Origin of the sequence: Pseudanabaena mucicola FACHB-723, assembly GCF_014696385.1 — a bacterium.
Lineage (GTDB): Bacteria > Cyanobacteriota > Cyanobacteriia > Pseudanabaenales > Pseudanabaenaceae > Pseudanabaena.
This window is the reverse complement of record NZ_JACJQB010000034.1, coordinates 1-14524: the sequence shown is the minus strand read 5'-3', so window position 1 is coordinate 14524 and position 14524 is coordinate 1. Positions and strand designations below refer to the sequence as shown.

The 14524-nt window shown below is 43.2% G+C and carries 15 protein-coding genes and 1 pseudogene; 11 read left to right on the top strand and 5 right to left on the bottom strand.

Features of this window, described 5'->3' with window-relative positions; genetic code table 11:
* Nucleotides 1–41 precede the first annotated feature (41 nt).
* From rsfS to hemF, 6 genes are all read left to right on the top strand, one after another.
* A complete protein-coding gene (gene rsfS, locus H6F41_RS14200; protein ID WP_190404128.1) occupies nt 42–476 on the top strand; it encodes a ribosome silencing factor in 435 nt (144 codons plus the stop codon).
* Nucleotides 477–605: 129 nt separating this feature from the next.
* Nucleotides 606–830, top strand: coding sequence for a ferredoxin-thioredoxin reductase variable chain (locus H6F41_RS14195; RefSeq protein ID WP_190404127.1), 225 nt, complete (start codon nt 606–608; stop codon nt 828–830).
* Nucleotides 831–906: 76 nt separating this feature from the next.
* The gene (locus H6F41_RS14190; protein ID WP_190404126.1) at nt 907–1902 is read left to right on the top strand and encodes an SPFH domain-containing protein; all 996 of its coding nucleotides are present in this window, start codon (nt 907–909) and stop codon (nt 1900–1902) included.
* Between the two features lie 181 nt (nt 1903–2083).
* A complete protein-coding gene (locus H6F41_RS14185) occupies nt 2084–3124 on the top strand; it encodes a hypothetical protein (protein ID WP_190404125.1) in 1041 nt (346 codons plus the stop codon).
* A gap of 19 nt (nt 3125–3143) precedes the next feature.
* Entirely contained in the window at nt 3144–3875 is a 732-nt protein-coding gene (locus tag H6F41_RS14180; RefSeq protein ID WP_190404124.1) for a tetratricopeptide repeat protein, read from the top strand.
* Between the two features lie 278 nt (nt 3876–4153).
* On the top strand, nt 4154–5176 hold the full coding sequence (gene hemF / locus H6F41_RS14175; RefSeq protein WP_190404123.1) for an oxygen-dependent coproporphyrinogen oxidase: 1023 nt from the start codon (nt 4154–4156) through the stop codon (nt 5174–5176).
* Nucleotides 5177–5205: 29 nt separating this feature from the next.
* Here the strand turns inward: hemF and H6F41_RS14170 are convergent, their stop codons facing one another.
* Nucleotides 5206–5925 carry a Uma2 family endonuclease gene (locus H6F41_RS14170; RefSeq protein WP_190404122.1) on the bottom strand — a complete coding sequence of 240 codons (720 nt, stop codon included), beginning with the start codon at nt 5923–5925 and terminating at the stop codon, nt 5206–5208.
* A gap of 114 nt (nt 5926–6039) precedes the next feature.
* On the opposite strand from H6F41_RS14170, the gene H6F41_RS14165 reads away from it, so the two are divergent.
* From H6F41_RS14165 to H6F41_RS14155, 3 genes are all read left to right on the top strand, one after another.
* Nucleotides 6040–6741: an ABC transporter ATP-binding protein gene (locus H6F41_RS14165; protein WP_190404121.1), complete on the top strand. Its 702-nt coding sequence runs from the start codon at nt 6040–6042 to the stop codon at nt 6739–6741.
* A gap of 184 nt (nt 6742–6925) precedes the next feature.
* Nucleotides 6926–8020, top strand: a complete 1095-nt coding sequence (locus tag H6F41_RS14160; RefSeq protein WP_190404120.1) for an AI-2E family transporter — start codon at nt 6926–6928, stop codon at nt 8018–8020.
* Between the two features lie 140 nt (nt 8021–8160).
* Nucleotides 8161–8481, top strand: a complete 321-nt coding sequence (locus H6F41_RS14155) for a slr1957 family protein (protein ID WP_190404119.1) — start codon at nt 8161–8163, stop codon at nt 8479–8481.
* Nucleotides 8482–8550: 69 nt separating this feature from the next.
* Here the strand turns inward: H6F41_RS14155 and opcA are convergent, their stop codons facing one another.
* Nucleotides 8551–9672, bottom strand: coding sequence for a glucose-6-phosphate dehydrogenase assembly protein OpcA (gene opcA / locus H6F41_RS14150; protein WP_190404118.1), 1122 nt, complete (start codon nt 9670–9672; stop codon nt 8551–8553).
* Between the two features lie 82 nt (nt 9673–9754).
* Nucleotides 9755–11284: a glucose-6-phosphate dehydrogenase gene (gene zwf / locus H6F41_RS14145; protein ID WP_190404117.1), complete on the bottom strand. Its 1530-nt coding sequence runs from the start codon at nt 11282–11284 to the stop codon at nt 9755–9757.
* 222 nt (nt 11285–11506) lie between these two features.
* On the opposite strand from zwf, the gene H6F41_RS14140 reads away from it, so the two are divergent.
* On the top strand, nt 11507–13114 hold the full coding sequence (locus H6F41_RS14140) for an iron uptake porin (protein WP_190404116.1): 1608 nt from the start codon (nt 11507–11509) through the stop codon (nt 13112–13114).
* A gap of 111 nt (nt 13115–13225) precedes the next feature.
* On the opposite strand, the gene H6F41_RS14135 is transcribed toward H6F41_RS14140, so the two are convergent.
* On the bottom strand, nt 13226–13882 hold the full coding sequence (locus tag H6F41_RS14135; RefSeq protein ID WP_190404115.1) for a Coq4 family protein: 657 nt from the start codon (nt 13880–13882) through the stop codon (nt 13226–13228).
* A gap of 220 nt (nt 13883–14102) precedes the next feature.
* On the opposite strand from H6F41_RS14135, the gene H6F41_RS14130 reads away from it, so the two are divergent.
* Nucleotides 14103–14342 carry an RNA-binding S4 domain-containing protein gene (locus H6F41_RS14130; protein ID WP_190404114.1) on the top strand — a complete coding sequence of 80 codons (240 nt, stop codon included), beginning with the start codon at nt 14103–14105 and terminating at the stop codon, nt 14340–14342.
* Between the two features lie 68 nt (nt 14343–14410).
* Here H6F41_RS14130 and H6F41_RS14125 read toward each other — a convergent pair.
* Nucleotides 14411–14524 (bottom strand): annotated as a pseudogene (locus tag H6F41_RS14125) (photosystem II q(b) protein); the annotation flags it as partial.

The following is a 14524-nucleotide window of genomic DNA, read 5'->3' as shown; positions in this document are numbered from 1 at the left end:
AATTAACGTCAGATCATCAACAAGGAATACATTTGTCAACTATGACCATCGCAACCGATATCGACACCCCCACAGAGTTAACTCTCAGTGAAAGAGAAAATGATCAAAGCTACCAAATGGCGCAGGCCGCCGCAGTCGCTGCGGATGATCGTAAGGGGGAGAATATCGTTTTGCTGGCGATCGGGGAAGTATCATCTCTGGCAGAATATTTTGTAATTGCATCAGGATTTTCTAAGGCTCAAGTACGCGCTATCTCGGTCAATGTCGAAGAAGAACTGTCAAAGAAGTTTGGACGCAAGCCTAGAAATATTGCAGGTGAGCAAGATGGTACATGGGTTTTGTTAGATTATGGCGATGTAATCGTCCATGCCATGATGGCGCAAGAGCGTGAATATTATGACTTGGAAGCATTTTGGGGACATGCACCAAAGCTGGAAGTGTTTTTGCCAGAAGTCCCAACTGCACCTGAGGACTAAGTAGCTTGTCCTGCAAGCATTTGCAAGAAAAGGAGCGGCGCTCCTTTTCTTTTTGCGTTTGATGTTCATTGGCACATCAGACAAGCGATAATTAACAAATCTTATTTATATTTGGATATATCAGAGTTTATGAAGATTGGCGATCGTGTTCGTGTCAAGGCATCATTAAATGTCTTTCATCATCCTGAACATAAAGGTAAAGCTTTTGATATTGCAGGTCTAGAGGGTGAAATCATCCGTGTGCATACGGAATGGAAAGGTCGTCCGATTAGTCCTAACTATCCCTATGAAGTCCGCTTTACCCCAAAATTTGCCTCGCATCTTGGCGATCATGAAATAGAACCCGTCAGCTAAAATGCAGGGAAACAACAAGAGACTAGCTAAACTAGTCTTTTGTTGTTTTAAAGCCCGCTACCATTGGTAAAAACGTATGGAAGCAACGATTTTTAGTATTGTTTTCGGACTTTTGAGTGGTACTTATATCTATCGATCCTTTCGCATTATTGATCAAGGACAGATCGCACTGGTCGAGAGATTTGGTAAATATCAAAAGACGATGGAACCAGGCATTAACATCGTTCTACCATTTATAGATCGCGTTGCCTTGGTCAAAAGCTCTCGTGAACAAGTCTTAGAAATGCCTCCTCAACCTTGCATGACCTCTGATAACGTCAGCCTCAATGTCAGTGGGGCAATGTATTGGCAAATTGTCGATCTTCAAAAAGCTCGTTACAACATCGAAGATGTTGATCAGTCTCTGCAAATTTCGCTCTCCACCCAGATTCAAACGCAGATTGGAAGACGCGAATTAGATTTTATTATTGGTGGACAAGAAAAAATCAATGATGAGATTTTGACGGGTATATCTAGTGATACGAGGGATTGGGGGATTAATATTCTTAGGGTCAGACTTGGTGAAATTACAATTCCCTCTTCAGTGCTGCAATCGATGGAAAAGCAGAAGGCGGCGGAAATCGAGAAAAAAGCGATGATTTCTTTGTCTGAAGGGCAGAAAACTTCGGAAATCACTAAGGCGGAGGCAGAGGCAAAGTCCAATAAGGTATTGGCTGAATCTGAGCGTCAAGTGCAATTACAACAAACTGAAGCTATGGCGCTATCAATTGAGCGAATTGCCAATGCGATCGCAAATAATCCCCATGGTCAGGAAGCTGTGCAGTATTTATTAGCCCAGAAGTATTTAGAAATGGGGCAAGCAATTGGCGAGAGTCCTAGCAGTAAAGTGCTATTTATGGATCCTAAATCGGTGCCGGGGGCAATTCAATCACTCTTGGCAATGACCGACAGCAAGATTACGGAGGCGATTGCCAAACATCCCTATGGTGCTGCTTCAAATATCTCGCCATCTTTACGCAATTTGCCCGAAATCAAGCCTTTCGATCCACCATCGGATAGTCAGAAAAATTGATTAGGTAAGGATAGATAGTGCTTAGCGCCGCCTATCCTTATAGAGCCGATGAATTTTGTTGACATGTTAAAAAAATTACAGGATTTGGGTAACATCCTGCTTAGTTAGAAACCGTGCAACTATAACCAAAAAGTTGCCCCAGACGATGGGACCTAGCAATGGTCTAAGCAGAGGATAAACCATGAAAGCAGTGCGATTAAATCTTGAAGATAGACAGGCTTGGCAAAAGTTGCAGCATGTTCTGACTAGTCTTGCTTCTGACTATATGGATCTTGTTGCGGCGGAACAGACAACCTTTAAGTTTGAGCAGCAAGTTCTATCTATTGCTTTTACCTTCATATCTTCTCATCCCGATCGCGAGCGACTCAACGATTTTACTCAAACCATCGATCGCTACTTTAATCGTCTGCAACTAGTTGGTGTGCAAAGAATTGAATGGGAATTCTATTTGATTGGGGAATCTGCACCTGTACTAGCTCAAGGTCGTGATATTGCCTTAGTTGCTGCCCCTGCACCCCTGCCTCAAAATGCCCTTGCCCGCCATGACAAGCGATCGTTAGCGCCTAACTCCAAAGAGAGTGCGATTTCTAAGGGCAAATCGAAGGTCGGCAACCTCGTCAAGGGTTTGAAAAGTTGGCTAACCGATCCTAAAACAATTCAAGCTGCCCAAACCGTTAGTAGAATTACCATCCGCGATCCTAAAGGCGCTTTAAATGCGGTGCGTCTGGGTGCGATCGCAAAATTTAATGACACCATCCAATGGGTTGATACTTTCCCTTGGGAAGATTGGACAAAGGAAAAATATCAACAGGTCAAACGTCGCCACCAACGTAATTTGGTGAGAGCATTGATTGAAGATGTGTTGATCTTGCTAGTTATGGCAATCGCCGCCTTCTGGTTGATTGAGTCGCTATCACCACCTAGTTTCAACTTGGCACTCCTGCCCAAGCAGCACTACGATACCAACATGACCAGCGCTCAATATCGTTGTGGCAACCCTGCTGTTTCTCTCAAAAACTATGTTTGCTTAAGCCAAGGAATGCGCTATGACCAAGTGGCAAGTATTTTAGGTGCAGAAGGTAAACCATTAGGATTTGATCCTAAATATGGCGATCGTGCTGTAATCGTTAGTTGGTCAACCCCTGAACTAAGCATGAATGCTACTTTTGTAAACGATAAGCTAGTGGCAAGGGCATATCGCCAACTGACTGCTAGCAAGTAATATCGTTACGATTACACGAATGCCAATTCACTTTATTAAGTTGCCTAAAATCTTTAGTCGAGCCACTTTGCTGGGTCTATTTAGCAGTGCAATCGTTACCTTACCTGCGATCGCAGCTAACACCACAATTACATCTGCCGACAAACGCGCCGCCGATGAGTATCGACAACTAGGACTGAGCTACCGTCAGCAAGAAAAATTTGACGATGCGATCGCAGCCCTACAAAAGTCAGTTAGTCTTGACCCTGACAATGTTGATGGCAGAATTATTCTCGGTTGGACACAACATCGTGCTAAACAGAACGATGCCGCCGCACTTTCGCTATGGGATGCCATCTATCGTTCACCAACATCCTTGCAAGCATTTAATGCGATCGGGATTGTGTATCTAGTGCGTGGCGACTTACCGCAGTCGGTGGTATTGCATAGTTGGGCAGCATTGCTCAAACCTGATAACGAAATTGCCCATTACAATCTCAGCTTGGCTTACCAACGTCTCCAGCAATATGATCTGGCGATCGCCTATGCCCAAACTGCAATTGTCCTTGAGCCGAGCAATCCACATCCGTTAGTGGCATCTGCGATCGCAAAATGGTCATCGGGCGATCAAACTAGCGCAAAAAAAACTTTTCGTGAGGCAATCGCCGTTGATCCTCGCTATCGCAGTCCTGAATTTTTAAACTTTCTCGAAGAGGCAGGATTTAGTCCTGAACAGATCCAAATGGCTAAACAGGTTTTGGCTAGCACTTAGATTTCTCACAATCAACGGCAACTTTCTCAACTCTATAGCAAAGTAAGTTAAGACATAAAACCAAAATAGAATTGTGGCACTTCGCGCCGCAACTCTATTTTGGTTTTAGTTTTTTTCTAATGGAGTTGGCTGTAGCTATAGGTTGGCGATCGCGATAAATTACTACACAATGCTTTACATTTGCCCCAGTCATCCCAGACAGACGGTAGAGTATTTAACAGTGATAAATGCTTATAAAAATTCTAAGTCCAACTTCTGAACACTAATACAAAACGATTATGACTATCGCCCCTGTCGCTCCTAGTAAGGTTTTACCCAAAGTTCCTGTTGACTCTAAGACTCGCGTGAAGCAGTTCATGCAAAATTTGCAAGACAACATTTGCCAAGGTTTAGAAGAACTAGACGGCAAAGCTAAGTTTAAGCAAGATCAGTGGGAACGACCTGAAGGCGGCGGTGGTCGATCTCGTGTTATCACTGACGGGGACTATTTTGATAAGGGTGGTGTAAATTTCTCTGAGGTATTTGGCTCACAGTTACCCCCAACTATTTTGCGCCATCACCCAGAAGTTGCAGGTGAAACATTTTATGCAACGGGTACTTCGATGGTGTTGCATCCCAAGAATCCCTATGCCCCAACAGTTCACCTTAACTATCGCTATTTTGAAGCAGGTCCAATTTGGTGGTTTGGCGGTGGGCTAGATCTCACTCCTTACTATGGCTTTGCTGAAGATGCAAAACATTTACACACTGTGCTTAAGGAAGCTTGCGATCGCCACAATCCGCATTACTATCCTGTGTTCAAACAATGGTGTGATGATTACTTCTTTCTCAAGCATCGTGGTGAAACCCGTGGGGTCGGCGGTATTTTCTTTGATTACCAAAATGGTGAAGAAGGGCTTTACAAAAATAGTAATGACTCAACAACGGCTCAGGTCATGAGTGACGAGATCGGTGATGTGCCTCGCACTTGGGAAGAGATTTTTGCCTTTGTCCAAGACTGCGGTAATGCTTTCTTACCTGCCTATACCCCGATCGCCAATCGTCGTCGCAATATGGAATTTGGCGATCGCGAAAAGCAATGGCAGTTATACCGTCGTGGACGCTATGTCGAGTTTAACCTCGTCTACGATCGCGGCACAATTTTTGGTCTCCAAACCAATGGACGTACTGAGTCGATCTTGATGTCGCTACCTCCTCTAGTCCGTTGGGATTATGACTACAAACCCGAACCAAATACTCCTGAATCGGAGTTACATGAAACCTTCTTGAAGCCTCAAGATTGGGTTAACTGGCAAGCTTAACTAGAAAGCACCTCGCAAGAGGTGCTTTTTTATTGATCGGGGTCGATGCCTTGCGATCGCAAAATTGCCTCCAATCGCTTAGCCCTTTGTATAGCCTGTTCTTTCTCAAGTCTTTCTTGTTCCTCTGGTAATGGCACAAGCTCACCATTACATTCAAAATAGCGCAGTTGATTTTCATGAATGCCTAAATATAGCCCTAATTGTTCACTGCACAAGTGACCGTGAGCATTGGGGATGAGCGCCTCATAATTACCATCAACCAAATGAAATCCTTCAAATTCTAGGGTTTCAGGATGAAACCAGAAATAATTAGGTACGCGCCAAACATCTTGGTAGAGTTGCTTTTTTGCACCGCGATCTACCTTTGCTGTTGAATTAGATAGTAATTCAATGACCACATTTGGATACTTGCCATCTTCATCCCAAACCACCCAACTACGGCGATCGCGTTTTTCCGTACCTAACACCACAAAGACATCAGGCCCAGCAAAGTCCCTTGATTTGAGTTGTTTTTGGTTGTAATAAACAGTTAAGTTACCAGAAATATAGAAATCATGGCGATCGCGCCAGAAATACTTTAAGAGTCGAATTAAGAGATCAATCTGTTCGCGGTGAAAATCTGTTTCCAAGGGTGGCTCATCACTATATAAATTTGTGGGGGGAAATTCAATTTCCTCAATTAGCTCTTCCTCAATCTCACTGACCAGATTTTCGCTAACTGATGGTGGGTTGACATTCAAAAGAACCATTGCAAGTCTCCACAGCAATATTTGATTTAGTATAACTTAGGCCGTCGTACTAGAAAGGTAAGCATAGGCGACGCGATACGCTGACTATGTAGCAACTTGGGAGATTAAGAATCTGTGTTAGAAATCAACAACCTTAGCGTTAACTATGGTGGTATTCAGGCTCTACAGGATGTGAATTTGAGTATCAATGAAGGCGAAATTGTCACCTTGATTGGAGCTAATGGCGCTGGAAAAACTACAACTTTACGCACGATTTCTCGCCTAGTTTCGCCGCGATCGGGACAGATTATTTATAACAGCATAAACATTACCAATCTTCGACCAGATCAAATAGTTAAAGCTGGTATTGCCCATAGTCCAGAGGGACGCAGAGTATTAGCAAGGCAGACTGTCTTAGATAATTTAGAATTAGGAGCCTTTTTGAGAAACGACCGATGGGGAATTAAAGCTGATATTGAGAAACAGTTTCAGATTTTCCCACGCCTTGGCGAACGTCGTGATCAACTAGCAGGAACATTAAGTGGTGGAGAACAACAAATGCTTGCGATCGCAAGAGCAGTGATGAGTCGCCCAAAATTGCTGTTACTAGATGAACCCAGTTTAGGACTAGCCCCCCAAATCGTGCGGGAAATTTTTAAAACGATTGTAAATCTCAATCAAGATGGGGTCACGATTTTATTAGTGGAACAAAATGCAACGTTAGCTTTGCAACATGCCAACCGTGGCTATGTGATGGAGTCTGGTGTCATTACCATTGAGGGCAAAGCCTCAGAACTATTGATAGACGAAAGAGTTCGTCAAGCTTATCTCGGATAATTATAAAAATTGAGTTCATCATCAAAATTCAGGTAACATAAAAACCCAAAAGATAGTTGCGGCACTTCGCGCCGCAACTATCTTTTGGGTTTTTACTGAGCTATAGCTATAGATGGCACTCATGAAAAGTTGTGTTTTAACTTACACTTTATAGATAGATACCTAGCGCATCACATTGGTTCGTATGATTGAGACCCTCAATAAGTTGCCTCGTTGGTTTTCACTGGGCTTGACCTTCCCATTAATTTTTCTGAATGGGTGGTTATTGCTATTGCTTGGTCGAGAACTGCAACCACTAGTCAGCATCCTCATCACGGCGACGGTGATTTCCTTTTTGCTAGATTATCCGATTCGCTTTCTTACTAAACTTAAGGTCAATCGTGGGATTGCCGCAGGATTAGTCATACTGATATTTTTTATGTTGCTGGGGACATTAGCAATTTTTCTTGTGCCATTAATTTTGACCCAAGCTAACGAGCTGCTAGTGCGTTTACCTGAGTGGATTAAGTCAGGGCAACAACAACTACAGTCCCTTGAGAGTTGGGCGCTAGCGCAGCAATTGCCGATTGACTTCAGCAGCACTTTTAATCAACTAATTGAGAAATTAACGGGAGTTTTGCGATCGCTAACTAGTCAACTTTTTGGCATTGTCTTTGGTGCGATCGGCAGTATTGTCAATATATTTTTAACCCTAGTCTTTTCGATATTTCTAGTGTTGCGGGGTCAGTCTTTATGGAATGGCTTGCTCAGTTGGCTCCCTCCTAAATGGAATGAGCAAGTGCGTAACCTATTACCACGAAACTTCGAGCGTTTCATTGTTGGGCAAGTAACTCTAGCTACGATCCTTGGTGTGTCCCAAACCACAGCTCTATTGATTTTAGGTGTCCCCTTTGCCCAATTGTTTGGTTTTGGGATTGGATTGGCGAGTTTAATTCCCCTTGGTGGCTCTAGTTCAATTATTACAATCAGCCTATTGATTGCCCTTCAAAATTTCTGGTTGGGGGTAAAAGTTTTATTGACTGCCGTAGCCGTGATTCAAGTTGTCGAAAATGTATTAGGCCCTCGGATTGTTGGTGAGCTAACAGGACTAAATCCTGTATGGATGCTGATTTCTCTCGATATTGGCTTTAAGTTAAATGGTGTATTGGGTTTATTAGTCGCCGTACCAATTGCTGGTTTCATCAAAGGTACTTTCGACACCATTCGTGGTGTTAATAATCCCTTAGCAGTTGAATCAACGAATGAAGTAGCTATTGAGGCTTCAATCAAACAACCGTAAAAGTTACTAAATGCATCTTTAAGTTTTTGTAACTTATGCCCCAATCGTTGAATCTGCTGTTAATCTAAGTAAAAGAAACATGAATAGCACTCAAAGGCAACTCATGTTTCTCTTTTAGAGAAATACTGATAACTTTGCATATGAAGCGTTTTCGGGATGAATGGGTTGATGAATGGTGTCAGGAAAATGGTTGGACTGACCTATTTGTTGAACGCTGTTGCAATTACTGGGCATTTCCCCCCAGCTCCGTGATGCCATTGCCAATTCCCAATGACACGCTCCGCGAAATCAAAAATGCCAAGGGCATGAGCGACGATGAAAAGTCTTGGACATTTGCTGCGATCGCAATATCATGTCTAGCCTCCATTTTTTGCTTTATCCTCAAAAATCCACTACCAATTACCTGCGCCTTTGGTTGTGTTGCCTTTATTGTTGGACAGCTAGAAATCGAAGAATTTTAAGGCAAATATTGTTTACGCTTCTCTCCTATAAATATAAATAAATAAAGGCTCGCATTAGCGAGCCTTTATTTATAGCGCTAAGATTTTTGCGACTAGTGCTAGGCTCTCCTCGTAAAGAACTTCACGTCCCCAACGTTGGAGCTGCTGCCCCAAGAGAGTATCCGCACTTTGATCAGATAATGGAGAAACCTGATGCACCCGATAGTTTTGCGCTCCACCACCTGCTTCCATTCGCATACAGCCCGTAGACTCAGAACAGAATACGTTGCAAGCATCAGTGTTTTGACTCGATGCAGTTAGTCGCAAACCAATTAGATCGCCAATAACTTCTCCAGGATCGCCAATGGGGATTGAGGCTAGCTCAGCTTTGATTTTGAGATGGTTACGACCTTCAAAAATAATATGCTGAATATCATAATCACCACCCTCTGTACTGCGCTCGATGGGTTCCCAATCTAGACGACTAGCGATCCAGCCCAAAAACATGAGAGCTTGAGTGCTATTACCCTTTTCATAGTCGATTGTAATTCCATCAATTTCCCAAACCGCCGCACGGCGATCGGGTTGGTCAAAGGCTTGAGCAGTGAGTTCTTGCCAAGGAGAAAGCCTCTGCCAATTGAGATCGGCAATTTGTTTGCCTGATTTGATCATCCCTTGGACTTTGAGTAAATCTGCTTCAGAATTACAAAATGTTGCTGAATCCATAATCAAGCGATGACTCAGACTCACCAAATTGTCAAACATGCGGGTATTTGGCTCTGGGCTATCTTTCCACCACAAAAATACGGGTAGGTCGGGAATCAATAATTCAGGAAGAATACTATGCACCCTATTAAAAGCCAGCTTTGCACCACTTAATGTAATGTACTCACCACAAATTAGAGAGCTACGGCTTTTTTGAATTGGGCAATAGGCAGCAACCTGTGCCGATATCCCTTGATCCTCTTCATTAAGAGTCACTAAATCGATGACGCGACAGGGACTTTGCGAGGCAATTGCATCCACAGAAGCCATCCGTGATGCTGCACCCATTGTTTCTGGTTCGTAGACCAAAAGGTTAAAAGTCGTAGCACGGGCAGCCGAGTTTTCACCATAGGACTGCCAAATTTTGCTTAACTCTGCTTCGACTTGAGAAACCGAGACATCTTTGGGAGCTTGCAAAGATACAACGGAAGTTGTTTGCGTATTCATAGGAAATATATCAACCCTAAATCAACACCGTTTACATTTGTTTTAGCGACCAATTTAGCTAAGCCAAATTGGTCGCTAATAGTTATAATCGTCGCCACTGGCGACCGTCACGTTCTAGCAGTTGGTCAGCTTCGGTCGGCCCCCATGTTCCTGCTTCGTATTGAGGGATGCTCTTGGGATCGGTCGGCAGTTCCCAAGCGGTTAGGGCAGGTGTCACGACTTTCCATGCTGCTTCTACTTCATCACCACGAGTAAATAGGGTCTGATCGCCTAACATACAGTCTAACAACAGTCGATCGTAAGCATCGGAGCCTTCGATACCAAAGGTTTTGCCATAACCAAAGTCCATTTCCACCGATCGCGATCGCAAATCTGCCCCCGGCATCTTTGCCTCAAACTTCAAAGCAACACCTTCATTAGGCTGAATCCGCAATGTCAATACATTGGGTGATACCTGTTTAGCGGCTGACTGGAACAAAAGATAGGGGACATCACGGAATTGAATCGCAATTTCGCTGACTTTTTTGGGCATCCGCTTTGCAGTTCGCAAATAGAAAGGAACACCTTGCCAGCGCCAATTATTGACCTCAAACTTCATGGCAACATAGGTCGGCACAAGGGACTCAGGGTTAACATTTGGCTCATTGCGATAGCCATCTACTGGCTTACCCTTCATCCAACCTTCACTATACTGCGCTCTCACGCAGGAGCGTTCTAATCGCCTAGTGTCAGCGAGACGAGTTGCCTGAATCACCTTAACTTTTTCATTTCGTAGTGAGTCCGCATCCATCGAATTGGGCGGCTCCATGGCGGTGAGGCAGAATAGTTGCATTAAGTGATTCTGCAACATATCCCTGAGCGCACCCGAATTTTCGTAATAGCCCGCCCGATCTTCAACGCCAACGGTTTCGGCAACCGTAATCTGAATATGATCGATAAACTGACGGTTCCAGAGTGGCTCAAAAATTGCGTTGGCAAAGCGAAGCACCAAAAGGTTTTGGACTGTTTCTTTGCCTAAGTAATGATCAATGCGATAGATCTGTTTTTCATCACAAGCTTTTTGCACAACACGGTTGAGATCTTGGCAGGAAGACAAATCACGACCGAAGGGTTTTTCAATAACTAGTCGAGTTTTTTGGGCATTTTTGATCATGCCTGCTTGCCCCAACTTTTCGATCGCATCGGTAAAGTAATTTGGGGAAACCGCTAAATAAAAGACACGATTACCACGAGTTCCTCTTTCTTGGTCGAGCTGGTTGAGAAATTGATCAAGCTTGTGATAATCATCAAGATTGCCCATATCAAGGGATTGATAGTATAAACCTTCGGCAAAGTCTTGCCAAAGCGCCTCTGCGCCAATACCTACCGAGAACTTCTCCACGCCCTCACGCATTTGCTCACGAAAGTAGTCATGGCTCCAAGGTCTTCTGGCTACACCCACGATGGTGAGTTCGGGTGGTAAGCGACGCTGCTGTTTGAGATGATAGATCGCTGGAACAAGCTTGCGGATTGTCAAATCACCTGATGCCCCAAAAATCACAAGGATCAATGGTTCTGGTGTCCTTTCTTGCTGTAAACCAACCCGTAAGGGATTTTCGAGTATTTGTACCACAGGCTCGGTTGTTGAACGCTAGCTAGATTCTAGCCAATACATTGAGTTTTCAATCAATATCGTCTGTTTTCCTTTAGGATCATGCCAGTTATTTGAAATCACATAACTAAAACTTGCCAGAGCCAATATATACTTCACAATAATTTCGTTACAGTTGTCATATTGTGTATGATAATGATAATCATTCTATAAAATAAAAGGCTGTTAATGAGAAGTTGGATCATGTCGAAGATTTGTTTTGAACAAGTACAAAAATCCCTTGGCGGTGCGATCGCAATTTCTGCGATCGGAATGTTCTCTAATGCAATGTCTGGTGCATCAGCACAATCGTTACCACTCAATCAAAATATTCTGTCGCAAAATGTCACATCTGTATCTCAACTGAGTGATGTGCGTCCAACTGATTGGGCTTTTACCGCATTACAGTCTCTCGTTGAACGCTATGGCTGCATTGCGGGTTATCCTGACAGCACTTTTCGCGGCAATCAAGCCACTAGCCGCTATGAATTTGCCGCAGGGTTAAATGCTTGCCTTGACAAGATCAATGAAATTATTTCCGCAGGGCTAGCCGATAAAGTTAGTCAAGAGGATCTCGCCACGTTACAAAAATTGCAAGAAGAATTTGCCGCAGAACTATCGATACTGCGTGGTAGAGTTGATGCTCTTGAGGCAAAAATTGCCAAACTTGAAGCCCAACAATTTTCAACGACAACTAAACTTTCGGGTCAAGTGATTGCGGCGGTATCTGCGGGGACTTCTGGAACCGATGAGTTGTTAACGCCCACTGACTTGTTGTCAGGCAATGCGGGCAAGGTGAACACAACAGTAATCAGTCGAGTAAGGCTAAATTTTAATACGAGTTTCACGGGCGAAGATCTATTGCTAACTCGTATTGAACTGGGCAATGGCGGGACTAATCTTAGCAATGGACTAGAGGGTGCAGATTTCTTAGGTTTTACGGGCTTTGGCAATAGCTCGAAATTTGATTACAGCGATGTTGGTACAATTGCGACACTCAATCGCTTACGTTACGATTTTCCCATCGGCAAGGATATCCAAGCTTCGATTGGCACAAATATGTCGCTGAACGATCATCTTGATGCGAATAGCTTTGCTAATGATGAGTCCGCTGATTTTTCCAGTGGTATGTTCATCAATAATCCATTGATTCTGCCTGTCAATGATGGAGCAGGTGCAGCGATCGCATGGAATATTGGAGAGAGTGCATTTACTTTGAGAGCGGGATATGTAGCGGCAAATGCAAACAGCCCAAACTCTGATGGAACTATTAATCAAGGGCTATTTGGTGATCCTTACCAAGGTACAGTCGAGCTAGAGTTTTCGCCTAAGTTGGGTGAAGATGAATCGCAACCTTTTTCGCTCCGTTTGCAATATACCCGCGCCTCTGTGGGTAATCTCGACTACAACACAGGCGGACTGAATTTTGAATGGGCTTTTAATAATGCGATCGCAGTTTTTGGTCGCTATGGATTCGGTAATATCAGCAATCGCGGCACTGCAATTTCCGCGGCACTTCCTACCTATACCAACACAGCCAACGACTCTCTAAGTCCCCAAACTTGGTCTGCGGGTTTTGCTTTTCCTGATCTATTTAAGGAAGGTGCAATGGCTGCGATCGCAGTTGGGCAACCTTTCATTGAGAGCAATGTCGGTAACGCCACGCAAACTAATTTGGAATTGTTTTATCGTTTCCCCATTTCTGACAATATCAGTATTACTCCCAACTTGCAGATGATCTTCAATCCCAATAACAACAGTAGTAATAGCACTATTACCGTTGGCACAGTCAGAACTGTTTTTACTTTCTAAAAGAAAGTAAATTAGACATATAGCAGTCCTAAATTATTTGTAGATTTTTGAGTTTGTGGAATCGATTTAGGGTTCGCTTCCACAAACCATTTAGGATTTCTATATTTGGCATTATGTAATTTGAATATTGAAATTTGCTCGAATTTCATTAAGAGGGGTCTGCCACATTGTCTTCCAATCTACGCCAAATAGAGGCTTAGCTTGTTTTGCCATCATCCACCCTGTTGCGATCGCATTCATATATTCAGTCGATTTTTCAATATCATAGAGAACCGTTTTCAAAAGATTTTTGGTAATTAAGGCTAACCAAAATCGGCTTGCAGGTAATTGATATAGATAGAAAGACTCTAGCTGAATTTCTCCAAGAATATCAGTATTACATCCTGTGACAATGTGCCAAATATCATGGGTTTCTGACAGATGTGCACTCAGAAACTCATAGTCATTACTGCTAGGTTTATGTTGAAGGGGTTTTAGATTATTCTGCATCATGTAATTCGCGTAGACATAGCCCAGAGTATTCTGAGGTAAAATTGCCAGCGATTCTAAATCAACTTCTCCTAGTCGAGTGTAGTTGTCGAAAGCAGATTTACACTGTGGCTCACGACGTAGCCCATTAATAATTATCTGTAAACTTTCCAGATCACCAGATGCTTTGCCAAGCTCATCAATTGCCGCAAAATCTCCATCGGACGCTCGTAACATTCTTAGGAATGCGGATAATAGCAATTCATCCCTTGGCATCTCGTCCTGTAATAGGGCGGACATAGTTTGCTTTCCTGATTCTAATAAATCACAAATAAGTAAATCACAAATAAGACTTTTGTATGCTTTATTCTAATGTCTCTGGTTACACATTCAAAAATTGTGACAAAGTAATAAGCCTAATTATTTAGCTCTAAAGAAAGTTATGAGGCTAAAGTTTACAGATCCCTTTGGGATTTAGATTTTGCCCTAATATGTCTGGAGATAGCTAGAGTGAAAATCAATGCAAGAAGAAACTGTCGAAGCAACTTTTGAACTAACTGGAGAGTATATAACCTTATCGAATCTGCTGAAGGTTTGCGGTGTTGCAGATACTGGTGGGGTCGCTAAATTAATGATTATTGATGGCGAAGTTGAAGTGGATGGACAAATAGAGTTACGTAAAGGCTGCAAAATTCGAGCGGGTCAGATAGTAAGTGGCTATGGATTTGCGATCGCAGTGGTTGCCAATAGCGAAGATTAATAATCACCAATAAAAAAGCCTCTCCGCAAGGAGAGGCTTTTTTATTACGAGAAGACTAGAGCAGTCGATTAACCGTTGATAGCAGGAGCGCTCATCGCAACTGGAGCAACTTCAACAGCAGCCAAATCGAGAGGGAAGTTGTGAGCATTGCGCTCGTGCATTACTTCCATACCCAAGTTAGC

Excerpts from the sequence above, each read along its gene's own strand:
- rsfS (WP_190404128.1), top strand. The coding sequence starts at position 42 with ATGACCATCGCAACCGATATCGACACCCCCACAGAGTTAACTCTCAGT.
- H6F41_RS14135 (WP_190404115.1), bottom strand. The coding sequence starts at position 13,882 with ATGTCCGCCCTATTACAGGACGAGATGCCAAGGGATGAATTGCTATTA.
- hemF (WP_190404123.1), top strand. The coding sequence starts at position 4,154 with ATGACTATCGCCCCTGTCGCTCCTAGTAAGGTTTTACCCAAAGTTCCT.
- H6F41_RS14160 (WP_190404120.1), top strand. The coding sequence starts at position 6,926 with ATGATTGAGACCCTCAATAAGTTGCCTCGTTGGTTTTCACTGGGCTTG.
- H6F41_RS14185 (WP_190404125.1), top strand. The coding sequence starts at position 2,084 with ATGAAAGCAGTGCGATTAAATCTTGAAGATAGACAGGCTTGGCAAAAG.
- H6F41_RS14130 (WP_190404114.1), top strand. The coding sequence starts at position 14,103 with ATGCAAGAAGAAACTGTCGAAGCAACTTTTGAACTAACTGGAGAGTAT.
- H6F41_RS14195 (WP_190404127.1), top strand. The coding sequence starts at position 606 with ATGAAGATTGGCGATCGTGTTCGTGTCAAGGCATCATTAAATGTCTTT.
- H6F41_RS14190 (WP_190404126.1), top strand. The coding sequence starts at position 907 with ATGGAAGCAACGATTTTTAGTATTGTTTTCGGACTTTTGAGTGGTACT.
- H6F41_RS14170 (WP_190404122.1), bottom strand. The coding sequence starts at position 5,925 with ATGGTTCTTTTGAATGTCAACCCACCATCAGTTAGCGAAAATCTGGTC.
- opcA (WP_190404118.1), bottom strand. The coding sequence starts at position 9,672 with ATGAATACGCAAACAACTTCCGTTGTATCTTTGCAAGCTCCCAAAGAT.
- H6F41_RS14180 (WP_190404124.1), top strand. The coding sequence starts at position 3,144 with ATGCCAATTCACTTTATTAAGTTGCCTAAAATCTTTAGTCGAGCCACT.
- H6F41_RS14140 (WP_190404116.1), top strand. The coding sequence starts at position 11,507 with ATGTCGAAGATTTGTTTTGAACAAGTACAAAAATCCCTTGGCGGTGCG.
- H6F41_RS14155 (WP_190404119.1), top strand. The coding sequence starts at position 8,161 with ATGAAGCGTTTTCGGGATGAATGGGTTGATGAATGGTGTCAGGAAAAT.